The sequence below is a fragment of the Kribbella sp. HUAS MG21 genome (assembly GCF_040254265.1).
Taxonomy (GTDB): Bacteria; Actinomycetota; Actinomycetes; order Propionibacteriales; family Kribbellaceae; genus Kribbella.
Genome location: NZ_CP158165.1, coordinates 748,851 through 772,259 on the forward strand (window position 1 = coordinate 748,851; position 23,409 = coordinate 772,259).

A 23,409-nucleotide genomic window follows, 5' to 3' on the forward strand; every position below is an offset into this window, starting at 1 on the left:
TCACACTCCCGCGGCCGTCATCTCGATCCGCCACCCCCATGTGCCGTCAGATATGCCAGCGTTCGCTCCGCGATCGGCAGCGGTACGTCGGGAGCGCACGGATACATGTCCTGCTCGACGATCGCGAACACGTCGGCGTCCAGCGCCCGCAGCGCGTCCAGGACCGGCGGCAGCTCGGGTACGCCGTTCGGCGGCTCGCACATCACGCCCCGCCGTACGGCCTCATCGAAGCTCAGCCCGTCGACCTCCGCCAGGATCTCCGGATCCACCTGCTTGAGGTGGACGTAGCCGATCCGGTCCGGGTACTTCCGGATCAGTTCGAGGTTGTCGCCGCCGCAGTAGCTGATGTGCCCGGTGTCCAGGCACAGGTTCACGTAGACGCTGTCCGTCTCCTCGAGGAAGCGCTCGACGGTGTCCTGCGTGTCGACGTGCCCGTCGGCGTGCGGGTGGTACTGCGTGCGCAGCCCGAACTCCTCCGCCAAGCGGCGCCCCAGCTCGGTCACCGCCTCGCCATGTCTCGCCTGTCCCTCGTGGTCCAGCCGCTCCTCGACCACCTCGCCGTTGTCGCCGCGCCACATCGACGGCATCACGACCAGGTGTTGCGCGCCCATCGCAGCCGTCAGCTCGGCCGTCCTGGCCACGTCGCGCCAGGTCGCGTCCCACCCGGCGGGGCGGTGCAGCTGCTCGAACGTCGTACCGGCGGTCATCGTGAGACCGCGCTGGTCGAGCTCGTCCTTCAGCCGCACCGGATCGGTCGGGAGGTAGCCGTACGGACCGAGCTCGATCCGCGTGTATCCGGCCGCGGCGACCTCGTCGAGGAATCGCGTCCACGACGTCTGCTGCGGGTCGTCGGCGAACCACACTCCCCACGAGTCCGGCGCCGTGCCGATGTCGACTCTGCCCATCAGCTGTCTCCCTCGACCGGAGCCAGGTACGGACGCTGGGCCTTCTTGCTGTCCTCGTACGACGCCGCGGCGGCCTGCGTGGACTGTAGCTCCGACACCTCGCTGACCGGAACGTCCCACCACGAGTCGCTGTCCGGTCCGCCGACCAGCGGGTCGGTCGTGACGTGGATCGCGATCGGACCGGTCGCGGCCTTCGCCGTCTGGATCGCCTTCTCCAGCTCGGGCCGGCTGTGGACGTCGATCACGTCGACGCCGAAGCTCCGCACGTTCGCCGCCAGGTCGACGGGCAGGTAGTCGCCGTCGAGCCGGCCGTCGCCGGTGCGCTTGCGGTACGCCGTCCCGAACCGCTGCGAGCCGAGCGACTCCGAGAGCGCGCCGATCGACGCGAAGCCGTGGTTCTGCACCAGGACCACGATGATCTTGAGGTTCTCCTGGACGGCGGTGGCCAGTTCGCTGGACATCATCAGGTACGACCCGTCGCCGACCAGGACGAACACGTCACGGTCCGGTGCGCCGAGCCGGACACCGAGTCCGCCGGCGATCTCGTAGCCCATGCAGGAGAAGCCATATTCGACGTGGTATCCCTTCGGGTCGCGCGTCCGCCACAGTTTGTGGAGGTCGCCCGGCATCGAGCCGGCCGCGCAGACAACCACATCAGACGCCGCCGACAATTCGTTGACGGCGCCGATCACCTCGCCCTGGGTGAGCAGTCCTTCGGCCAGTTTCGCGGTCACCTCGGCAGAGGGCCGGAAAACTGCGTCCACAGTTCCGTTCCAGTTCCTTGTGAGCTCCTGGGCCTCGGCGGTGTACTTGTCGTCCACGGACCACTCGCCGAGCGCGGATCCCAGTGAAACAAGGGCTTCCCGGGCATCGGCCACGACCGGGAGGCCGGCATGCTTACCACCGTCGAAGCGCGCGACATTGATGTTCAGGAACCGCACCTGTGGGTTCTGGAAGGCCGTCCGCGACGCCGTCGTGAAGTCGCTGTAGCGGGTGCCGATCCCGATCACGAGATCGGCCTCCCGGGCCAGCGCGTTGGCTGCCGTGGTCCCGGTCGAGCCGACCGCGCCCACCGACTGCGGGTGGTCGTAGGTCAGAGATCCCTTACCTGCTTGGGTTTCCGACACCGGTACGCCGGTCCGCTCGGCGAACTCGCGCAGCGCGTCCTCGGCCCCCGAGTAGTGCACGCCGCCGCCGGCGACGATCAGCGGGCGGCGCGCGGACCGTAGGAGATCTGCCGCCTTGTCGACAATTGAGGCCTCGGGCAAGGGGCGGGCGACGTACCAGGTGCGCTCCGCGAAGAGCTCCTCCGGCCAGTCGTACGCCTCCGCTTGGACGTCCTGCGGCAGCGCCAACGTCACCGCACCGGTCTCGACCGGATCGGTCAGCACCCGCATCGCGTGCATCAGTGCCGACGGCAACTGTTCGGGCCGCCAGACGCGGTCGAAGTACTTCGACACCGGGCGGAAGGCGTCGTTGACCGACACGTCACCGGCGCCGTAACTCTCCAGTTCCTGCAGCACGGGTGTCGCCACCCGGGTCGCGAACACATCCGAAGGGAGGATCAGCACCGGCAACCGGTTGATCGTGGCGAGGGCCGCACCGGTCACCATGTTGGTCGAGCCCGGGCCGACGCTTGCGGTGCAGGCGTAGGTCTGGAGCCGGTTACGGGTGCGGGCGAAGGCTGCCGCGGTGTGCACCATGGCCTGCTCGTTGCGAGCCAGGATGTACGGCAGGGCCTTCGGGTCCTCGAGCTCGGACTGCAGCAACGCCTGGCCGACCCCGGCCACGTTGCCGTGGCCGAAGATGCCCAGGCAGCCCGCGATCAGCCGCTGCCGGACCCCGTCCCGCTCCGAGTACTGGACGCTCAGGAATCGCACCAGCGCCTGCGCGACCGTGAGACGTACCGTCATGAGTTCTCTCCTGTTTGTCCGAAAGGCAGGCGCGGATCGATATGTTGGGAGTTCCACAACTCGCGGACCCACGCGTGCTGGGGGTCGTCGGTGATCAACCACTGGCGTTCGGTGCCGGGGCCGGCCATCACGTTGAGGTAGTACATGTCGTAGCCGGGCGGCGCCATCGCCGGTCCGTGCCACCCGTGCGGGACCAGCACGACGTCACCGCTGCGTACCTCGGCCAGTACGTCGATCGGACGCTCGTCGGTGCCGTACACCCGCTGGTACCCGATCGGGTCGTTGCCCTTGACACCTTCCGGGACGTCGTCGGACAACTGCAGCTCGAAGTAGTAGATCTCCTCGAGCTCGCTCTCCTTCCCCGGCTTGTGCTCGTCGTGCTTGTGCGGCGGGTACGACGACCAGTTCCCGGCGGGTGTGATCACCTCGCAGGCGATGATCGCGTCGGCGTCCAGGACTCCCGGCGTACCGAAGTTGCGGACCTGGCGGGACGCGACACCGGCACCGCGCAGTTCCGTCTCGACGTCTTCGGCGCCGATCCGCCGGAACGGGTGGTCCGCGGCCGCCCTCGCGTGTGGCAAGGCGATCCGGGCGCCGCCTGCGCTGACCACGGCGAAAGTGGTGTTGCGCGGTACATACGCCAGATCGGTGGCGCCGGCGAAGACGTCTGCCCGCCCGGCGAGCGGGACCGCGTCACCGTCGACGATCACCTCGGCCGAGCCACTCAAGGGGAGGACGATGTATTCACAGTCGCCGGTGTCGATCTCGACCGACTGTCCCGGGAGCAGCGTGCGCACCAGCAGGCCGCTGTGATGCCAGTCCGGTTCGCCGGGGCGCACCACGACCTCGAACCCATCACCCGCCGAGCTCCCAGCCGGCCGAACCCACTCAGTCATCCCAGTTGCCCTTCCTCAGAAGCCGAACCGTCCGCCGACCGGTCATGCGGTGCCGCCGTGGACGAGAGCGGCGGCGTGGTCGACCGCCGCGGCCACATCACCGTCCGGCGGGAACAGCAACGCCCGCCCGACGACCAGTCCACGCACCGACGGCAACTCGAGCGCCTTGCCCCACGAGGCGTACGTCGCCTCCGGCGCACCGGTCGGATCGCCGCCGAGCAGGAGTGTCGGCAGACTCGTTGCCTCCATCACCCGATCGAGCTCCTCCACGACGGGCAGTTTGAGCCAGGTGTACGCACTCGTCGCACCGAGACCGGACGCGATCTGGATGGACTTGATCACCGAATCGGGATCGAGCAGGTTCGTGACCCGCCCGTCCTCGCCGCGCGTCGACCAGAACGGCTCGACCATCGCCATCAACTTGTGTTCGGCCAGCCCGGTCACGGCAGCGGCACTGCTCTCCAACGTCGCCACGGTCCCCGGGTCCGCGAGGTCGATCCGCGTCAGCATCTTCCCGCCGTCGAGCCGCCGCGCGGCGATCTCGTCCGCGGTCCGGTACGCCGTGAACCGGTCGTCCAGCTCGAACGTCGACCCTTGCAGACCGCCCCGGTTCATCGACCCGATGACGACCTTGCCCTCCAACGCACCGAGCAGCAGCAGATCCTCGAGTACATCCGGAGTAGCCAGCACCCCGTCCACCCCAGGCCGCTGCAACGCAACCACCAACCGAGCAATCAGATCAGCCCGGCTCCCCATAGCCATCCGATCGCCCCGAACGCCCAACGCCCCCCGCGCCGGATGATCAGCAGCCACGATCAGCAACCGCCCGTCATCCCCCACCAGCGCCCGAGTACGCCGCCCCAACCACCCTTCAACCACCCGCTCCGGATGCCGAACCCGAACCTCAGTCAACTCCCCCAACCGCTCCCGAATCCCCCCCAACTCCCCCCAACCACGCACCCCGCGCCTGGTGTCCGCCACCGCCGCGCGCTCCCGAGCGCCCGCCTCGTCAACACTGGCCGTACCGCCGGCCCCCAACACCGCCGCCCCCGCAGCCAGCTCCACGTCCGGCCCCAGATCCGCCTCCCCGCCTGACGGCTCCACCTGCCCACCCGCCGCCGAGGTTGCCCCCGCCTGCGGATCCACACCGGCCCCGGCGCTCAACTGCCCCGAGCCGCCGTCCAACTCCTCCCCCGGCCAACCATTCGACGCCGCGCTGACGTCCGTACCCACCTCCATACCCACGTCCGCACCCAGGCCAGCACCCGGCACGGCCCCCAGCCCGCTACCCAATCGAGCAGCCAACTCCGCCCCCACACCGGACTCCGCCCCCGCGCCTGCGCCTGACCCGGCACGCACATCCGCGCCGGACCCCGCGCCCACGCCGGACTCCGCGCCCATGCCCGCGTCGGACTCCGCGCCGACGCCAGACTCCGCGCCCAGGCCAGACTCCGCACGCACGCCCGCACCGAACTCCGCGCCCATGGACTCCGCACGCACGGACCCCGCACGCACGTCCGCGCCAGACTCCGCGCCCACGCCGGACTCGGCACGCGCGCCCGCGCCGGACTCCGCGCCAACGCCCGCACCGGACTCCGCGCCCACGCTGGGCTCCCCGCCTATGCCCGCACCAAACTCCGCACGCGCATCCGCCCCCGGTCGATCGCCGGATGCCGTCAGCACCCCGGCGTCCGACGCCACGTCCGACCCACCGAGCCCATGTGCCCTGTCATCCGCACCTGGCACAGCACCTGGAGCAGCACCAGGTACGGCGCCTTGCTCAGCGCCCGGGAAGGCACCCGGCAAAGGACCTGACACGCCATCCTGTACGGCACCTAGCACGCCGCCTGGTGCCGCGGCGGCCGCGCCTTGTACGGCACCTGGTCCGGCACCTGGTCCGGCACCCGGTCCGTCGGTTGGCTGCGCAGGACTGGCCGGTTGGCCTGCGGTGGGGAGGCTCGCCCCACCCGGGAGCGCTGCGACTTCTGCGGTGACTGTCTCGTCCTCCAGCGGTCGAGTGGACAGGGTCGCTTGTTGTGGCCCGCGGACGGTCTGGCCGCTCAACTGGTGGCCAGGTGAGGCGTCCGTGGCAGCTGGCTGCACCGCAGCCTGGCTGTGCTCCGGCGGAAGGTGCAGATCCGCGATGACGGTGGTCTGCCCGTCGGGTTCCGCAGGTGCCGCGTCGGTGCGACGTACAACAACTGTCGGGTCGTTCACGCCCACCACCGGCGAGGCGCTGTCAGAGATAACAGTCGGATCATCAGCGCCGGCCACTCCGCCCCGAGCCGCGACCACAGTGGGATCGTCAGCACGAACCTCAGCCACAGCCCGATCCCGCGGCCGCTGTGCCACCACCGTTGGGTCCTCAGGACGAACCTCGGCCACAGCCCGGCCCTCCGGCCGCGGCGCCACCACCGTCGGATCCTCAGGACGCACCTCGGCCACAGCCCGATCCTGCCGCCGCGGCGCCACCGTCGGATCGTCAGGACGCACCTCGGCGACAGCCCGATCCCGCGCCTGCGGCGCCACCACCGTCGGGTCGTTGGGACGTACCTCGGCTACGGCGCGGCCGCGCGATTGCGGCAGGTCGGGCGACGAATCGCCCGAGGGTGGTGTGGGGACAGTCCGCCTGTCTGCGCCGGATGCAGTCCGCTGGTCCTCCGCAGACCCGGCCTGCGCCTCCCGGCCCGGTTCGGCTGGAGGTGCGGGGCGGGGTGTGGCGGCGGCCGGGCTGTGGGGGTGGGGGGTGACGACCGTGGGGTCGTTGAGGGCTGGGGTCAGGACTGTGGCGTCGGGGTCGTGGGTGGTGTGCGGATCCTGGGTGTTGTGCGGGTCGCGCGTGACGCGCGGGTCCTGGGTGGTGTGCGGGTCGCGCGTGAGCCGCGGGTCCTGGGGGTTATGCGGGTCCTGGGTGGAGTGCGGATCTTGAGTGTTGTTCGGGTCATGCGTGGCGCGCGGGTCTTCGGTGTTGTTCGGGTCGCGCGTGACCTGCGGGTCCTGGGATGGGCGGGAGTCCTGAGGAGGGCGGGAGTGGGGGCGTTGGATGGGGATGGGGCGGGCGTTTTCGGAGTACTGGGGTTCTTCGTGGGAGGTCATGGTTGTTCTCCCAGGTGGGTGAGGACTTCGGCGGTGGTGGGCATCGCGGTGGAGCATTCGAGGCGGGAGGCGACGATGGCGCCGGCGGTGTTGGCGAAGCGGATGATCTTCTCCAGGGGCCAGCCGGCTAGGAGGCCGTGGCAGAGGGCGCCGCCGAAGCCGTCGCCGGCGCCGAGGCCGTTGACGACCTCGACCGGGTACGGCGGGACCTCGACGCGCTCGTCGCGGGTCCGGGCGAGGGTTCCGCGCGGACCCTGCTTCACGACGGCGAGTTCGAGTCCGCGGTCGAGCAGCGCCTGCGCCGCCTTGTCCGGATCGGTCTCGCCGACCGCCACCTCACACTCCTCACGGTTGCCCACAGCAACCGTGCAGTACTCCAGCGCCCGCGAGACCTGCTCATGCGCCTCACTCGGATCCGCCCAGAACATCGGCCGATAGTCGAGATCGAGCACTGTGAAGCGAGGCCCAGCACCAGCTGCGCTACCGAGACCAGTGCCAGCGGCGTAGCTGGCTGCGGTGTCGAGGCCGGCACCGGCTTTGGCGTCGTCTCCGGCAGCACCACCGGCAGCACCACCGGCACCGGCTCCCACGCTGTCCGCCGCAGCCCCAGCACCACTGGGTCCGGCTTCGAGATCGGCTCCCGTCCCAGCACCGCCAGCGGCGGACCAGGGCGCGCTGCTCGAGCCACCACCTGCTGTGCCTGCCTTGCGGGCCTCCCAGGCGGTGAAGTGGGCCGAGCGGGACGGTTCGGCGGACAGGCCGGTGACTGTGGACCAGTAGATGCGGGCGTCCCGGATCGCGTCGAGGTCCAGTTCGGACGGGTTGATGACGAGGTCAGGCGCCTTCGGGAAACGGTAGAAGTACAGAGGAAAGCTGTCCGGTGGGAAGATCTCGCAGAAGGTGATCGGGGTCGGCAGCCCGTCGACCGGAGTGACGAAGCGGTCGTCGACGCCGAGTTCGCCGAGGGTGCGGTGGATGAAGGTGCCGAACGGGTCGTTACCGGTCCGGCTGATCACCGCCGTCTTGCGCCCGTGCCGCGCCGCCGCGACCGCCACGTTCGTCGCGCTCCCGCCGAGGAACTTCCCGAACGAGGTGACGTCTTCCAGATGCGTCCCGATCTGCAGCGGGTACAGGTCGACCCCGATCCGCCCGATCGTCAGTACGTCGTCCACCATCAGACCATCCCATTCCCGAAGGTCCCCGTCATGCGAGCCCCGCCGCGATCGACTGCAGGTGCTCGATGCTCGCCCGTACGTCGACCACCGGCCCCTCGTCCGCCGGCCGCGCCTGCAGGATCGTGTCCTGCTCCAGCACGTACCACCCGTCGTACCCGGACTTCTCCAGCGTGCTGACGATCGTGGTGATGTCGATATCGCCCGCGCCCAGCGGCCGGTACATCCCGGCCCGTACGGCGTCCGTGTACGTCACCTCGCCCGACTGCACCCGAGCGGCCCACGCGGCGTCGACGTCCTTCAGGTGCGTGTGGCGGATCCGGGCCGTGTGCTCCACCGCCAGCGCCACCGGGTCGACACCGCCGATCAGCAGGTGGCCGGTGTCGAGCGTCAGCCCGATCGACGAGCCTTCCAGCACCCGCGTGACATCGTCAGCGTTCTCCACCATCGTCCCGACGTGCGGGTGAACGGTCGCCAGCACACCCCGGGACGCCGCCAACTCGGACAGCTTGTCCAGGTTGCCGAGCAACGTGCTCCATCCCGCGGCGTCGAGCACCGGGCGGTCGTCGTACCCCTCCTGGCCGGCCGCAGCGGCGAGGACCAGCGTCCCGGCACCGGCCGCGACGAAGCCCTCCAACGCAGCCGCGACCTCGGGAGCCGGATCATGCGACGGGTCGTGCAGGACGACCGGCACGAAGCCGCCGACGGCGCGCAGGCCCACGTCCGCCAGGGTTTTCGCCTTGTCCGCCGGGTCGTCGGGCAAGAAGCCGTCCGGTCCGAACTCGGTCGCGGCCAGTCCGACCGTGCGCATCTCGGCGAGGACGGTGCCGGCGTCGTACTGCCAGCCCCACCCGGGGACCTCGCACACCCCCCACGAGATCGGGGCACCGGCGATACGAGCAGCAAGTTCAGTCATCTCAGTGGGTCCTCAGAGGGTGACGACGCGGTTTTCGCGGCGGGACAGTTCACAGGCGTCGGCGATCCGGAACGCGGCGAGCGCGTCGCGGACCGTGCACGGCACCTCGCGGGTGCCGGCGGCGACCTCGGTGAAGGCGGTCAGTTCGGCGACGTACGCCGGCTGGAAGCGGTCCATGAAGGTCATGTGCGGCTGGCCGCCCGGGAAGCTGACGCCGGGTTCGGCCGAGCGCAGCGCGGTGTGCGAGTCCAGACCGACCGCGAGCGAGCCGAGGCTGCCGTGCAGTTCCATCCGTACGTCGTGCCCGGCGCCGTTGTAGCGCGTGCCGCTGACCGCGACGAAGGTGTTGTCGTCGAGTGTCAGCAGCGCCGCCGCCGAGTCCACGTCGCCGTACTCGCCGAAGAACTCCTCGCCGCGGTTCGCGCCGGTGGCGTACACGCTGACGACCTCGCGGCCGGTGACGTACCGGACGATGTCGAAGTCGTGCACCGTGCAGTCGCGGAAGAACCCGCCGCTCTGCGGGATGTACTCGCGGTGCGGCGGGAAGGCGTCGTTGGTGTTCGCGCGGATGTGGTGCACGTACCCGAGCTCGCCGGACGCCACGGCCGCCCGCGCCGCCTGGTACCCGGCGTCGAACCGGCGCTGGAAACCGATGTGTACCGGCACCGACGACGCCTCGACGAGCGCGAGCACCCGCTCGGTCTCGGCCAGGTCCAGCGCGACCGGTTTCTCACAGAACGTCGGTACGCCGGCCGCGACACCCGCGGCGATCAACTCGGCGTGTGCCGAGGTCGCCGCCGCGATGACGAACCCGTCCAGCCCGGACGCCAGCAGCGCCGGGACGTCCGGTGCGGAGGCGACGCCCAGTTCCTTCGCGACCACCTCGGCCCGGGAGGGGTCCGCGTCGGCGACGACCACCTGATCCACCGCCGGCAGGCCCTTCAGCGTCGCGGCGTGGAACGCCCCGATCCGCCCGACCCCGACCAACCCGATCCGCATCCACGCAGCCTCTCTCGAGTACGGGCGCGCCACAGCCCCGGCGGCGCGCTGGTTGTCCGTCAGCTTTCCGGGCGGGTGCCGGGGTGTCAATACTTTGTTAACACATTCTCACGTGTGGACATGAGCAGGTACCATCCGGCCATGAACGCGTTGCCGATCCAGCTCGATCGGTCCAGCCCGGTGCCGCTGTACCACCAGCTGGCCGAGCAGCTGACCGCTGCCATCACCGAGGGCAAGCTGCGCCCCGGCGACCCGTTCGAGAACGAGATCGGCATGTCCGACCGGCTGAACCTGTCCCGCCCGACCGTCCGCCGGGCGATCTCGGAGCTGGTCAACCAGGGCCTGCTGGTCCGCCGCCGCGGCATCGGCACCACGGTCGCGAACCAGATGGTGCACCGCAAGGCCGAGCTGACCAGCCTGTACGACGACCTCGCGCGCGAGGGCCGGACGCCGCGGACCGAGGTGCTGGCGCTGGACTGCGCGGCACAGGACGAGCGGGCGGCCGCCGTCCTCGAGGTCCCGTCCGGTACGCCGCTGGTGTCGATCGTCCGGCTCCGCTACGCCGACGACCTGCCGCTCGCGATCCTCCGCAACTGGTTGCCGCCGGCCCTCAACGACCTCACCCTCGACGAACTCACGAGCGACGGCCTGTACGCCGTACTCCGCGCCCGCGGCATCCGCCCGACGGTCGCCCGCCAGCGCATCGGCGCCCGCAACGCGACCGCCGAGGAACGCCGCACCCTGCACATGTCCAAGGCGGAGCCCCTCGTCACCATGACCCGCTCCGCCTACGCCGCCGACGGCTCCCCCATCGAATACGGCAACCACTGCTACCGAGCCGACCAATACTCGGTCGACGTAGTGGTCTCCGAACGCTGACCACTGACCCGATGAACGGCTCGTCGACGGGTTCCAGCTCGGGATGATCACCGACTTCCTCGCCCAGCCGGACACCTACGGCGATGCCTACGTGATCGCTCCGGACGGCAGCCGAGCCGGTCTTGTCTGGCAGTCGGAGACCGCGGAGCGCTTCGAGGAAGCCGAGGCACCCGACGATCGGACGTGGGGTGTCTGGAGTGTCGGGCTCCCGTTGCCGATGCGTTCGGCGGCAGACGCCCGGAAGTACCTCGAAGCTCTGCTCCCTGAGTTGCGTAGGCGCTGGGAGCTGTGGCGTCCGTAGCTGGGTGGACCGAGTGTCCACCCAGCCATTGGGTTCTCAAGCCTGGTTCGCGATCAGGGTTCGGACCAGGCGGAGGCCTACGGAGAGGTGGGCCAGTTCGGGGCCTTCGGTTTCTACTATTTCGTCGAGCATGGTGGCGGCTCTGGAGAGGGCCGTCGCGTTCTGGTCCTGCCAGGTGATGACTCGGTCCTCGGGGTCGGCGGACGGGTCGGTGCTGGCGAGGACCTGGCGGGTGAGGCGGGCGTGGACCTGGTGGAGGTCGTCGCGGAGCGCCGCGCGGGCCATGGTCTGCCAGCGGTCGGTGCGGGGCAGGCCGATGATCCGCTCCAGGAACCGGCCGAGCTGCAGCCGTTCGCCGAGCGCGAAGTGGACCTTGGCGATCTCGAGGATGTCGATGTCGTCGCGCGACGCAGTCTCCACGAGCCCGAGGCCCGCGTACGCCGGCGGCAGGATCGCGATCCGGGTCGCGAACTCCTCCGGGACCCGCTTCTGCACCAGCGCCTCCCGCCGCTGCTCGAACAGCGCCAGCTCACGACCCCGCAGTACGTCGGGCAACGCCGCCGTCAGCTTCGCGATCCCCGGACCGAAGAACTCGATCAGCTCCTCGATGTCTACCGGGGGACGCCGGTTCGAGACCAGCCAGCGGGTCGCGCGCTCGACCAGGGTGCGCGTCTCGAGCCGCATGTGGGTCTGGGTCTCGGCGTCGACGATGTTGTCCAGCTCGGCGTTGCGGGTCAGCAGCTCCGGCTGCGAGAAGATCCGCGAGGCGGCCAGGTTCGCCCGGACGACGTCCTCGACGGTCCCGCCGGTCTCCAGCGACAGCCGGTGGTACGCCGTGATGCCCGACGTGTTGACGAACTCGTTCACGACCTGCGTCGTGATGATCTCGCGGCGCAGCTGGTGGCTCTGGATCTGCTCGCCGAACCGCTCCTGGATCGCCTTCGGGAAGTAGCTGGCCAGCTTGTGCGCCAGGAACGCGTCGTCCGGCAGCGACGTCTTCAGCAGCTCGGCTTCCAGCACGATCTTGGTGTACGCGATCAGCACCGACAGCTCCGGCGACGTCAGCCCGCGCCCGTCGGCCTTGCGCCGCTTGAACTCCGTGACGCTGGGCAGGAACTCGAGCTCCCGGTCGAGCAGGCGCTGCTTCTCCAGCCGCCGTACCCAGTCCTGGTGGACGTGCATCAGCGCGGCGGCCTGCGCGCCGGCGTTGGCGAGCGCGATGTTCTGCCGGTAGTTGCTCTTCAGCACCAGCGCGCCGACCTCCTCGGTCATCGACGCGATGATGTCGTTGCGCTGCTTCTCGGTCAGGTCGCCGTCCGCGACCACCTTGTCGAGCAGGATCTTGATGTTCACCTCGTGGTCGGAGGTGTCCACGCCGGCCACGTTGTCGATGAAGTCGGTGTTGATCCGCCCGCCGGCCGCGGCGTACTCGATCCGGCCGAGCTGGGTGAAGCCGAGGTTGCCGCCCTCGCCGACCGCGCGGGCGCGCAGGTCGGAGCCGTTGATCCGGATCGCGTCGTTGGCCTTGTCGCCGACGTCCGCGTTCGACTCGGCGGTGGACTTCACGTAGGTGCCGATGCCGCCGTTCCAGAACAGGTCGACCGGCGCCTTCAGGATCGCGTTCATCAGCTCGGCCGGCGTCAGCTTCGTCACGCTGCCCTCGATCCCCAGCGCCGCGCGGACCTCCGGCGAGATCGGGATCGCCTTGTCGGTCCGCGGGTACACCCCGCCGCCGGCCGAGATCAGCGCGGGGTCGTAGTCCGCCCACGACGACCGCGGCAGCTCGAACAGCCGTCGCCGTTCGGCGAACGACACGGCCGCGTCCGGTGCCGGGTCGAGGAAGATGTGCCGGTGGTCGAAGGCCGCGACCAGCCGGATGTGCTCGGACAGCAGCATCCCGTTGCCGAACACGTCACCGGACATGTCGCCGACGCCGACGACGGTGAAGTCCTCGGTCTGGCAGTCGTGGCCGAGCTCGCGGAAGTGCCGCTTGACCGACTCCCACGCGCCGCGGGCGGTGATGCCCATCGCCTTGTGGTCGTACCCGACCGAGCCGCCGGACGCGAACGCGTCGCCCAGCCAGAACCCGTACTCCTTCGCGACGCCGTTCGCGATGTCCGAGAAGGTCGCCGTACCCTTGTCCGCGGCAACGACCAGGTAGGCGTCGTCGCCGTCGTACCGGACCACGGACGCCGGCGGGACGATGTCCCCGGCAACGATGTTGTCGGTGATGTCGAGCAGCCCGGAGATGAACGTCTTGTACGACGCCACGCCCTCGGCGAGCCACGCGTCGCGGTCGTGCGCGGGATCAGGCAACTGCTTCGCGTAGAACCCGCCCTTCGCGCCGACCGGCACGATCACCGAGTTCTTCACCATCTGCGCCTTCACCAGGCCGAGCACCTCGGTCCGGAAGTCCTCGCGCCGGTCGGACCAGCGCAGCCCGCCGCGCGCCACCGCGCCGAACCGCAGGTGCACGCCCTCGACCCGCGGCGAGTACACGAAGATCTCGTACGCCGGCCGCGGCTGCGGCAGGTCCGGGATCGCCTTCGGCTCCAGCTTCAGCGAGATGTACGGCCGCGGCTGACCGTCGGGCCCCGGCTGGAAGTAGTTGGTCCGCAGCGTCGCCTTCATCACCGTCAGGTACGAGCGCAGGATGCGGTCCTCGTCCAGGCTCTGCACCGTGTCCAGCGCGGCCAGGATCTCCTTCTCCAGCTGGTCGGTCAGCATCACCCGCGCCGGGTCGTCGGCCGCTCCGCGCGCCGGGTCGAAGCTGGTCTCGAACAGCTGCACCAGCAGCCCGGCCACGTCCACGTGGTTCAGGAAGGTGTTCTCGATGTAGTCCTGGCTGAACGGCGTACCGCCCTGGCGGATGTAGCGCTGGTAGGCGCGCAGAATCGACACCTGCCGCCAGCTGAGGTTGCCGCGCAGCACCAGCGCGTTGAGCTTGTCGGACTCGGCCCTGCCCTCCCACACCGCCTCGAACGTGTCGGAGAACAGCCGGCGCAGGTCCTCGCGCTCCTCGGTGTCGGCCGGCACCTTGAGACCGAAGTCGTAGATGTAGGCCATTGTGCCGTCGGCGCGGCGGATCTCGTACGGGCGTTCGTCGACGACCTCCACGCCCATCGCGCTCAGATGCGGCAGCACCTGCGACAGCGACAGCGCCGACCCGGTGCGGAACACCTTGAAGCGGCGCTCGCCCTCCCACTCCTCCTCGATCGGGCTGTAGAGCGACATGGCCAGCCCGTTGTCGGCCGGCAGCCCATCGAGCACCTGGACGTCGTTGACCGCGACGCGCGCGTCGAAGTCCTCCTTGTACGCCTCCGGGAACGCCTGCGCGTACCGGCGGAACAGCCTGGTGACCGCGCCGTCGCCGCCCTGCGCGTGCAGCGCCGCGGTGAAGTCGTCCTCCCACGCCCGCGTCGCCTCGACGACCTGCTGCTCCAGCATCTCCGCGTCGTACTCGCCGACGGTCTCGCCCTGCTTCATCCGGACGACGAAGTGCACGCGCGCCAGTACCGACTCGGTGACGTAGGCGGCGTACGTGACGGACTCGGCGCCGATGGCGTCCTTCAGGATCTGCTGCATGCGCAGCCGGACCGCCGTGGTGTAGCGGTCACGCGGCAGGTACACCAGGCAGGACAGGTACCGGTTGTAGACGTCACGCCGTACGAACAGCTTGACCGCGCGCCGCTCCTGCAGGTGCAGCACCGACTGCACGATCGGCAGCAGGTCCTCGACAGGTGCCTGCAGCAACTCGTCGCGCGGGTAGGTCTCCAGCACGTCGAGGAGACCCTTGCCGCTGTGGCTGTTCGGGTCGAAGCCGGTCTGCCGGAACAGCTCCAGCGCCTTGCGCCGCAGCACCGGGACCTGCATGACGCTCTCGGTGTACGCCGTCGACGACAGCAGGCCGATGAACCGGCACTCGCGGACCGGGTCGCCGTTGTCGTCGAACTGCTTGATGCCGACGTAGTCGAGGTACGTCGACCTGTGCACCGTGGAGCGGGAGTTGGCCTTGGTGAGGATCAGCAGCTTCCGCTCCTGCGCCTTGGCGCTCACCTCCGGCGGCAGCTTGCCGGAGCCCGGCTTGGGATCCGGCCGGAGGATGCCCAGGCCGGTGCCGGGGCTGCCGCGCAGGATGCCCTGCTTGCCCTCCATGGTGAAGTCGTACTCGCGGTAGCCGAGGAAGGTGAAGTGCTCGTCGGCAAGCCACTCCAGCAGCTCGCGGGCCTCCTCCACCTCGCTCTCGGACACCGGCAGCTCGGCGGCGTTCAGCCCGGCGGCGATGGTGACCGCTTTCTCGTGCATCTTCGGCCAGTCCTCGACCGCCTCGCGGACATCGTTCAGCACCTTCTGCAGCGCCTGCTCGAGGGCGCGCTGCTCGGCGACGTCGGCGACCCGCTCGATCTCCAGATGCATCCAGCTCTCGCGGACCAGGTCGTGCCCGTCCGGGGCCGTGGTGTCGTCGAGGATCTCCTGCAGCGTGCCGGCCACGTCGCGGCGGACGACGAACTGCGGGTGGATCAGCAGCTGCAGCTCGAGGTTGCGCTCGGTGACCGCCATCGAGGCGCTGTCCACCAGGAACGGCATGTCGTCGATGACGATCTCGACCACGGTCCGGCCGTTCGCCGACCAGCCGTGCTCCTGCAGCGTCGGCGTGAAGACGTGCACCTTCGCCGTCCCCTGCGGACGGGACATCGCGGCCTTGTAGTGGTGCCGCGCGGCGCCCAGGCAGTCGTTCGGCTGGCGCTCGGCGACGTCCTCGGCGGCTACGTGCCGGTAGTACTGCTCGAGGAACGCTTTCAGCTTGAGCGGGTCGACCACTTTGTCGTGCCCATGTGTTCCTGTGGCCACCGCCTTCGCGATCACATCGGCCTTCAGGACGTCCAGCTTGCTCTGCATTCCCCACCGTCTCCACACGTGACGTCGGCGTCGCTCCCGCCGGACCGCACCACATTGTGCGGTCACTCAGAGATTAGTCCACCTTTGTCACTGGTGTGGTGTCGGGACGGGGCTGTCATCGATTGGTGAGGCGAAGGGCGAGAGCCGGGCAGGCGAGGACTGCGCGGCGCGCGGCCGGGAGCTCACCGGCGGTGATTTCGCGATCCCGCAGCACCGGGAATCCCCACTCGTCGAGGACGACGTCGCCGGGCAGCAACCCGGCGCAGAGACCGTGCCGGTCGCACCGGGTCCAGTCGATCTCGAGCTTGCTCATCGGGCACCTCCCGGCACCGGCAGCACACCGAGAACCGGGCGGCCGCAGCCCTGACCCGACACATGCCGCCGTACGTCGTCGTCGAACACCTCGAGCGCCGAGGTGAGGAATCTCGCGGCCCCGTCCGGGTGCGCGCAGGCCCCGCGGCCAGGGATCAGCCCGAGGTGGCGCTGGGCGTCGTACCAGCCCCGGCGTTCGCCGAGGGTCAGCCGGGCGAAGTCGTCGACGAGTGAGGCGAGGCCGAAGACACAGGGACCGCACTGGCCGGCCGACTGACGTCGCAGCCAGTCAGCGACCCTGGTGACCTCGCCGAGCGGACAGGTGTTCTGACCGAGCGCCAGGATGATGCCGGCGGACACCTCTGGTCGCTGCAGCGTCACGTGCGTCTGCGTCAGCCAGCGGCCGTGGTAGCCGCCCAGTAGGACAGGTCCCGGTTCTGCACCGGCGTACTGCAGGACTGTGTCCAGTGGGACACCGGTCGGTGTCTCGATCACACCGGGGCGCTGGACGGCCCCGTCGATCGTCAGCAACTGTGTGCCCGGCTCAGTGATCACACCGGTGCTACTGAATCCCCGAGCGCCTAGCCGCGCGAGTACGGCGAGCTGGGCGAACGTCTCTACGTTCGACAAGAACGTCGGCCGCCGGTGGTAGCCCTTCCGCGTCGGCAGCACGCGACGGCCCGGCGGTACTGCGTCACCGCCCTCCAACGCACTCAACACCGCACGGGCCTCACCCGCCACGAAGCGGCTCGGGATCTCGCGCACCTCGATCGCCAGCCGGTCGTCACGCTCCACCAGCGCTTCCCGGAGCGACGTAGCCGCGTCCGCATCGTGTACGGCGATCAGCACGTGTGGCGCCCCTAGCGCGTGTGCCAGACCGACGGCTCCGTCCAGGACGAGATGCGGCCACCGGGTGAGCAGCAGGCGGTCCTTGCGACTGACCGGCTCGCTCTCCGACCCATTGACCACGACAGCTTCCACACCACGTGCCGGCAGGTCCTGCAGCTTCAGCGCGACCGGGAACGCCGCACCACCACGTCCTCTGAGTCCGACTGCCTCGCACAGCCTCAGGTAGTCGTCGCGGGTGAGTACCGGAAGCGGGCCGTGGATGAGGTGGTGGCGCTGGCGGTCCAGGCGCCCTTGGTCGAGTCCGGCGAGGACCCTGGCCTCACCGATCACACGGGTGTCGTCGACAGTGATCACTGGGTCCTCCAGACACGGCTGGTCGAGTTGAGGCGGTAGGCACCCGCCGCAGCGACGGCAGCCATACAGCCGAGCGTGATGCCGAGCATCCACGGCGTACTGCGGTCCGTACCGGCCAGCAATGCGTGCCCGACGGACAGCAGCCAGCCGACCGACGCAGCGATGTGCAGCTTGCGCCAGTACTTGGTGAACGACACGGACACGGCCAGCCGGCCACGTGCTGCTCCGACGAGGGACGCCAGCACCAGGCTATAGAGCGCCAGCGCGCCGACAGCCATAGCGAACGGCCGATAGCCAGAAGCGAACGGCCACATCAGTACGTCAGGACTGATGTCCACATAGCTGTCGGAAAGCACTGCGACGACATGCGCCGCCAGCAGAACCAGCCCGGTCACAGCCGCCGAGCGGTGCACGTACTGCAGCCAGAACCGCCGCTCCGGCCCACGGACCCGTGGCATCACGATCCCGAGTACTGCGGCCAGCGTGAACATGACCATCGCGACCACGCCGGCTGCGCGGGCGAGGTACCAGAGCGTCATCAGGCCGCCCTGCTAGCGGTCGGCCAGCCCGACAGCTCGGTGACCTCACCGTCCGCGTCGACCAGCCGGGCCGGGTGCCCAGCCAGCTTCAGCCGACCTAGCGACGCCTCGCCTGTCGCCACGAGTGCTGTGCTGAAGGTGTTCGCGCGGACGGCAGTCGGCGCCCAGATCGACGCGGTCCGGTACTTGCCGTCCGCCGGGCGCCCGGTGCGCGGGTCGATGACGTGGTGGCCGTAGCCGGTGGGGGTCTGCCAACGCCGTACCGTGCGGGTCGACGTGGTGAGGCCGCCGTGAGCGAGCGTCACGAGGACACCGGGCTCTCCGGGACGCTCGGCGACAGTGATCACCCAGGGCTTCTTCGGCGTCCCGGCCGCGCGCAGGTCGCCGCCGATCTCGACGAGGACGGCACAGCCGTAGCGCTTGCTCAGCACGTTGGCGGCGCGGTCGGCGGTCCAGGCCTTGGCGGTTGCGCCCAGATCCAGAGCACAGTCCTTCGGGATACCGAGCAGGGCGAGCTTGCGGTTGAGGCGAACCTCCTGCCAGCCGGTGACCGGCTTCGGGTCACCAGGTGCCTTCGGGAACCGTCGCCGTACGGCCTCGATGTCGGCGTCGTACCCGGCCGCAACGACCGCGGGGCCGACGGTCGGGTCGACCGCGCCGCCGCTCACCTGCGCCGCAACCAGGCTGACGTCGACGAGGTCGACGAGCAGCCGCGACACCGGGACGAGCGCTCCGGCGCGAGTGTTGACGATCGACAGCTCGGAGTCCGGGCGGAACCGGCTGGCGGCTTTGTCGACGCGGTCCATCAGAGCCTTCAGCTCACCGCAAGCGGCACCGAGTACGGCGGGGACGTCGACGGTCAGGCGGACGGTGCAGCTCCACGCCGACCAGGTCCGGGACGCGGTCATGAGCCGTTGCTCCCACCCTGCGAGGTGGAGCCGGAGTTCGCGGACCCGAGCCCTGACGTCGAGCTGGAGCTCGTGCTGGATTCGGTGCCCGTGCTGCTCGACGTTGCCGTCGTACCGCTGCTGCTCGGACTCTTCGACGAGGCGACCGCGACCGAGAGCCCGGTCGCGCCGATCCCGAGGACGGCGGTGGCCAGCGCGGCGGCGGACGCCCGGCGCAACCAGCGCGGACGGTCGGACGGGGGCTCGAAGGCATCTGTGGTGACCATGCCGCAAGCCTCGTGCGCGGCCCGTCAGCCGCACTCCAAGAGAAGCTCAAGCGACCGTCAAGTTCTCCTGAGAGCTGTCTGAGAGCAGATCTCAGGAGCGGAGTTCGAGCGGGCAGTCCTCGTCGCAGTGCCGTTCGATCGTCTCGACGACCTCGTCCGCGGCCTCGCCCAGGGCGGTCAGCCGCCCGGACCCGAAGACGTCCACGAAGAACTCCCGGACCCGCGCCGCGTGCGCCGGCGCGCACTCCTTGATCGCGGTCATGCCCTCCTCGGTGATCGCGATCTCCGGGTACCGCGCGTCGCAGGCCTCCTTGCGGATCAGGCCGCGCTTCTCCATCCGGGTGAGGTGGTGCGACAGCCGGCTCTTCTCCCACTGGGTCGCCCGGCCGAGCTCGAACGCGCGCATCCGGCCGGACTCCGACTCGGACAGGTTGACCAGGATCTCGAAGTCGGATCCGGACAGGCCGAACTCCCGCTGGAGGTGGCGCTCCAGGTGCGTCTCCAGCGTCCGCTTCATCAGCAGGTAGCTGCGCCACGCCTTCTGCTCGTCGTCGTCGAGCCACGGTCCCTTGCTCACGCGAACCATCCTACCCGCTTGGGTTGACACATCAACCAAGCGCGCTACGATCATCCGAGTTGACACATCAACCCAAATCTTCGAGGAGTGAACGGATATGACCAAGCTGATCGCCGTCGTCGGTGCGACCGGGGCCCAGGGCGGCGCGCTGGTCCGCGCGATCCAGGCAGATCCGGCGGGCGACTTCGCGGTCCGGGCGCTGACCCGCAACCCGGACTCGGCCGCCGCGAAGGAGCTGGCCGCGGCGGGCGCCGAGGTGGTCGCGGCCGATCTCGACGACGAGGCGAGCATCCGGGCCGCGTTCGACGGTGCGTACGGCGCCTTCGTCGTCACCAACTACTGGGCGCCGCTGACCCCGGAACAGGAGGCGGCGCGGACGCGCGCCGAGATGGAGCTCGAGCAGGCCGAGACCGCCGCCCGGGCCGCCCGCGACGCCGGCGTCCGGCACCTGATCTGGTCGACGCTCGAGGACACGCGCCCGTTCTTCGCCGGGCGCGACGACGTACCGAGCCTGGACGACGGCCGCTACAAGGTGCCGCACTTCGACGCGAAGGGCGAGGCGGACGAGCTGTTCGCGAAGTACGGCGTACCGACGACGTTCCTGCGGACCACGTTCTACTTCGACGCGTTCGTCACCGCGATGGCCCCGGCCCGGAACGCCGACGGCACGCTGACGATCTCGTTCCCGATGGGCGAGCAGCGGTTGTCCGGCGTCGCCACCGAGGACATCGGCCGCAGCGCGCTGGCGATCCTGCGGCGCCCCGACCTGATCGGCGAAACCGTCAGCATCGCGGGCGACCACCTCACCGGCGACGAGTACGCCGCCGCACTGTCGGAGGCGATCGGCGAGCAGGTCGTGTACCACGCGCCGACCGTCGAGGAGTACCGCGAGTACCCGTTCCCGATGGCCGTCGAGATGGGCAACATGTTCCAGTTCTACGCCGAGAACCACGACGAGTTCACCGGCGACCGCGACCTCACCAAGGTCCGCGAACTGAACCCCGACCTCCAGTCCTTCACCACCTGGCTGGCGATGCACCGCGACGAGCTCAGCGCTCTGGCAGGTTGAGGCGTTTCAGGCGTTCGTACGCTCCGAGGATGTGCTTGTCGATCGCGTCCTGGGCGGCCTGTGGGTCGCCCAGGGCCAAGGCGTCGCGTAGTTCCTTGTGCTCCTTGTAGCCGACCTCGAGGAAGTCGGGGAAGCTCGCGTTGCGGGCGCGGAGGAAGACCGTCACCTGGCCGCGGATGGACTCCCAGACGCGCTGCACGCGGGAGTGGCCGCAGTACGCGTAGATGATGTCGTGGAACTGCAGGTCCAGCCGGACGGCGTCCTCGGGGTCGATCTTGGTGTCGACGCTCTTCATCTGTTCCAGGACCGCGTCGAGCTCGGCGAAGCCCGCGTCCTGCATCCGCGTGCAGGCGCGGCCGGCGGCCAGTCGCTCGATGGCGCCGCGGAGGGTGTGCACCTCCTCGACGTCGGTCTTGGTGAGAGTGCTGACGAACGCGCCGCGATGCCGCCGGAGCTCGACATGACCCTCCTCCTCGAGCCGCGCCAGTGCCTGCCGGATCGGCCCGCGGCTGACCTTGAGCGCCTCGGCAAGCTCGGTCTCCTTGAGGTGCTGGCCCGGCTGGAACCTGCCTCCGGTGACCATGTCCCGGAGCACGTCGGTCACCAGATCACCCAGCGCGCGCTGCGAGGGCAGCGGGGACACAGTGTCGTCGGGGATCACGCCGACCACCTCCTCGAGCCAGTTACCGCCAGTATCCGGAGGCACTCTAGTCCCCTGTGGCGTCACTGTAGATTGTAAACAGTTACCCATTGACAGTAAACGAAGCGCCGGAGCAAACTCGGTACCTCCACCCGCAGAGTGAGGCAGCCCAGTCACCAGGGCAGAGAGAGGTCACGACGATGACCACCGACACTGCGATTCACACCGGACGCACCGCACTCGGCCCGTTTCCGCCGGCCGCTCCCCGGAACCCCGGCGCACCGCACGTCACCACGGCCGCCGTCGACGTCGACGCCGCGCAGGTCCAGGGCCCGCTGGCACGCGTTTGGGAGAGCTTCGGCTACGACGAGTTCAACTGGACGTACATGCCCACCGGCAAGCGGCTGCTGCAGACCTTCGCCGACTTCTCCGGCGGCGGGTACTTCGTCCGGCCGCACTACATGTACTGCTCCGGCAGCGGCTTCGGCATCCCGCACTGGAGCTCCGGCAACGTCTACCACGAGGACGCCGACGGCACGCCGTACTACGACTTCACACTGCTGGACCAGGCGTACGACGCGATCGTCGGCGCCGGCCACCACCTCCTGGTAGAGCTGGGCTTCACGCCACGCGACCTGCTGCCACCTGAGGCCGCCGAGCTGACCGTGGTACGCAGCCCGACGGCGTACACGAACTACGAGGCAGGCGCCTGGGGGTACCCGCCCAAGGACTACGCCAAGTGGGCAGGACTGATCAGCGCCACGGTGCGCCACTGCCTTGACCGCTACGGCGAGGCGGAGGTCAAGACCTGGCTCTGGGAGCTCTGGAACGAGCCGGACATCGACTACTGGCGCGGCACGCTCGAGCAGTACAACGAGCTGTACACCGCAACGGTGCAAGCGATCCGGGCCGTCCTGCCTGACGCGAAGGTCGGCGGCCCCGCTGTCACGAGCGGCGGGCTGAACTTCCTGCGCGGCTTCCTCGACTACACCTCGAGCCGTGACGAACCGCTGGACTTCATCTCGTACCACACCAAGGGCTGCCACTTCCCGACCCGCGACTACAGGCCGTTCGCCGAGCCGGCCGCCGAACAGCTCAGCCCGTCCTCGACGAAGATGCTGTACGACCTGCGCGAGTTCAACCGCCTGATCGGTTCGTACGACGCCTACGCCGACCTGCCCGTGATCGTCGACGAGTGCGACGCCGCCGTCCCGGCGCACTTCGGGCGCTACGACAACCGCAACTACAGCTTCCAGAACACCGAGTACTACCCGGTGTTCCAGGCGAAGCTGATGAAGAAGATCCTCGACCTGAACGCGACCGAGCGGGCGCAGGTCGCCTACGCCACCTCCTGGAGCTTCTACTTCGAGGCCGAGCGGTACTTCGAAGGCACGCGGTCGTTCCTCACCGCGGGTGGCGTGGAGAAGCCACTGCTCAACGCGTACCGGATGCTCTCGCTGCTCGGACCGGACCGGTTGCTCGCCACCTCGGACGCGGCGTGGCAGGTCGGCGAACTCGAAGGCACCGACGGCAGCAGCATGCGCGAGGAGGTCGACGTCCTCGCCTCACGTTCCGAGGACGGGAGCGTTGCCGTGCTGGTCTGGCGGCACATCGACGACCAGTACCAGACGAGCAGCGAGCTGACACCGGTGTCTGTGACCGTACGCAACCTGCCCGCCGGATCGTACCGGCTGCGGCAGCTGCGCATCGACGCCGATCACAGCAACTCGTTCACGGTCTGGCAGCAGCTCGGCTCGCCGCAGGATCCGACCGCGGAACAGCTGGCCGCGATCAAGGACCGGCAGGGTCTCGAGGAGTTCGAGCCCGAACGCCAGGTCACGGTCGACGGCGCCGTGTCCCTCGAGGTCGCGCTGCCGTTGCCTTCGGCATCGTTGCTGATCCTGACCCCGAGCAGCTGA

At 69.5% G+C, this 23,409-nt stretch carries 19 protein-coding genes; 4 read left to right on the top strand and 15 right to left on the bottom strand.

The genetic code is table 11. The annotated features are described in order from the left end of the window. Positions 1–17 precede the first annotated feature (17 nt). The 7 genes from ABN611_RS03640 to ABN611_RS03670 all read right to left on the bottom strand — a co-directional run bounded on the left by ABN611_RS03640 (position 18) and on the right by ABN611_RS03670 (position 9,897). Positions 18–905, bottom strand: a complete 888-nt coding sequence (locus ABN611_RS03640) for a TIM barrel protein (protein ID WP_350278324.1) — start codon at positions 903–905, stop codon at positions 18–20. After that, the gene (iolD, locus tag ABN611_RS03645) at positions 905–2,818 is read right to left on the bottom strand and encodes a 3D-(3,5/4)-trihydroxycyclohexane-1,2-dione acylhydrolase (decyclizing) (protein WP_350278325.1); all 1,914 of its coding nucleotides are present in this window, start codon (positions 2,816–2,818) and stop codon (positions 905–907) included. The genes ABN611_RS03640 and iolD overlap by 1 nt, the downstream gene beginning before the upstream one ends. Then, positions 2,815–3,714, bottom strand: coding sequence for a 5-deoxy-glucuronate isomerase (gene iolB, locus ABN611_RS03650; protein ID WP_350278326.1), 900 nt, complete (start codon positions 3,712–3,714; stop codon positions 2,815–2,817). The genes iolD and iolB overlap by 4 nt, the downstream gene beginning before the upstream one ends. Before the next feature lie 42 nt (positions 3,715–3,756). Beyond that, the gene (locus ABN611_RS03655; protein ID WP_350278327.1) at positions 3,757–4,404 is read right to left on the bottom strand and encodes a deoxyribose-phosphate aldolase; all 648 of its coding nucleotides are present in this window, start codon (positions 4,402–4,404) and stop codon (positions 3,757–3,759) included. Positions 4,405–6,806: 2,402 nt separating this feature from the next. Then, a complete protein-coding gene (locus tag ABN611_RS03660) occupies positions 6,807–7,985 on the bottom strand; it encodes a 5-dehydro-2-deoxygluconokinase (RefSeq protein WP_350278328.1) in 1,179 nt (392 codons plus the stop codon). Positions 7,986–8,013: 28 nt separating this feature from the next. After that, on the bottom strand, positions 8,014–8,898 hold the full coding sequence (locus ABN611_RS03665) for a sugar phosphate isomerase/epimerase (protein ID WP_350278329.1): 885 nt from the start codon (positions 8,896–8,898) through the stop codon (positions 8,014–8,016). A gap of 12 nt (positions 8,899–8,910) precedes the next feature. Then, a complete protein-coding gene (locus tag ABN611_RS03670) occupies positions 8,911–9,897 on the bottom strand; it encodes a Gfo/Idh/MocA family oxidoreductase (RefSeq protein ID WP_350278330.1) in 987 nt (328 codons plus the stop codon). Between the two features lie 141 nt (positions 9,898–10,038). Between ABN611_RS03670 and ABN611_RS03675 the strand changes: the two genes are divergently transcribed. Together ABN611_RS03675 and ABN611_RS03680 are read left to right on the top strand one after the other, a co-directional pair. Next, positions 10,039–10,776: a GntR family transcriptional regulator gene (locus tag ABN611_RS03675; RefSeq protein WP_350278331.1), complete on the top strand. Its 738-nt coding sequence runs from the start codon at positions 10,039–10,041 to the stop codon at positions 10,774–10,776. Positions 10,777–10,819: 43 nt separating this feature from the next. Beyond that, positions 10,820–11,077 (top strand): hypothetical protein, encoded by a 258-nt coding sequence (locus ABN611_RS03680; RefSeq protein ID WP_350278332.1) that lies wholly within the window; start codon positions 10,820–10,822, stop codon positions 11,075–11,077. A 36-nt stretch (positions 11,078–11,113) separates the two neighbouring features. On the opposite strand, the gene ABN611_RS03685 is transcribed toward ABN611_RS03680, so the two are convergent. The 7 genes from ABN611_RS03685 to ABN611_RS03715 form a co-directional block, all read right to left on the bottom strand. Next, positions 11,114–15,976: an NAD-glutamate dehydrogenase gene (locus ABN611_RS03685; protein ID WP_350278333.1), complete on the bottom strand. Its 4,863-nt coding sequence runs from the start codon at positions 15,974–15,976 to the stop codon at positions 11,114–11,116. Between the two features lie 115 nt (positions 15,977–16,091). Next, entirely contained in the window at positions 16,092–16,289 is a 198-nt protein-coding gene (locus ABN611_RS03690; RefSeq protein WP_350278334.1) for a ferredoxin, read from the bottom strand. Continuing rightward, positions 16,286–17,491: an NADH-ubiquinone oxidoreductase-F iron-sulfur binding region domain-containing protein gene (locus ABN611_RS03695; RefSeq protein WP_350278335.1), complete on the bottom strand. Its 1,206-nt coding sequence runs from the start codon at positions 17,489–17,491 to the stop codon at positions 16,286–16,288. The genes ABN611_RS03690 and ABN611_RS03695 overlap by 4 nt, the downstream gene beginning before the upstream one ends. Beyond that, positions 17,488–18,030: a hypothetical protein gene (locus ABN611_RS03700; RefSeq protein ID WP_350278336.1), complete on the bottom strand. Its 543-nt coding sequence runs from the start codon at positions 18,028–18,030 to the stop codon at positions 17,488–17,490. Before ABN611_RS03700 ends, ABN611_RS03695 begins: the two co-directional genes overlap by 4 nt. Beyond that, positions 18,030–18,938: an FAD:protein FMN transferase gene (locus ABN611_RS03705; protein WP_350278337.1), complete on the bottom strand. Its 909-nt coding sequence runs from the start codon at positions 18,936–18,938 to the stop codon at positions 18,030–18,032. Before ABN611_RS03705 ends, ABN611_RS03700 begins: the two co-directional genes overlap by 1 nt. Further along, complete coding sequence (locus ABN611_RS03710) at positions 18,935–19,204, bottom strand: hypothetical protein (RefSeq protein ID WP_350278338.1); 270 nt, start codon at positions 19,202–19,204, stop codon at positions 18,935–18,937. The genes ABN611_RS03705 and ABN611_RS03710 overlap by 4 nt, the downstream gene beginning before the upstream one ends. Positions 19,205–19,295: 91 nt before the next feature. After that, positions 19,296–19,790: a MarR family transcriptional regulator gene (locus tag ABN611_RS03715; RefSeq protein WP_350278339.1), complete on the bottom strand. Its 495-nt coding sequence runs from the start codon at positions 19,788–19,790 to the stop codon at positions 19,296–19,298. An 88-nt stretch (positions 19,791–19,878) separates the two neighbouring features. On the opposite strand from ABN611_RS03715, the gene ABN611_RS03720 reads away from it, so the two are divergent. Next, positions 19,879–20,850 carry an NmrA/HSCARG family protein gene (locus tag ABN611_RS03720; RefSeq protein WP_350278340.1) on the top strand — a complete coding sequence of 324 codons (972 nt, stop codon included), beginning with the start codon at positions 19,879–19,881 and terminating at the stop codon, positions 20,848–20,850. Here the strand turns inward: ABN611_RS03720 and ABN611_RS03725 are convergent. Then, a complete protein-coding gene (locus ABN611_RS03725; RefSeq protein WP_350278341.1) occupies positions 20,831–21,511 on the bottom strand; it encodes a GntR family transcriptional regulator in 681 nt (226 codons plus the stop codon). The two genes, ABN611_RS03720 and ABN611_RS03725, sit on opposite strands and share 20 nt — an antisense overlap. Positions 21,512–21,690: 179 nt before the next feature. Between ABN611_RS03725 and ABN611_RS03730 the strand changes: the two genes are divergently transcribed. Further along, complete coding sequence (locus ABN611_RS03730; RefSeq protein ID WP_350278342.1) at positions 21,691–23,409, top strand: glycoside hydrolase; 1,719 nt, start codon at positions 21,691–21,693, stop codon at positions 23,407–23,409.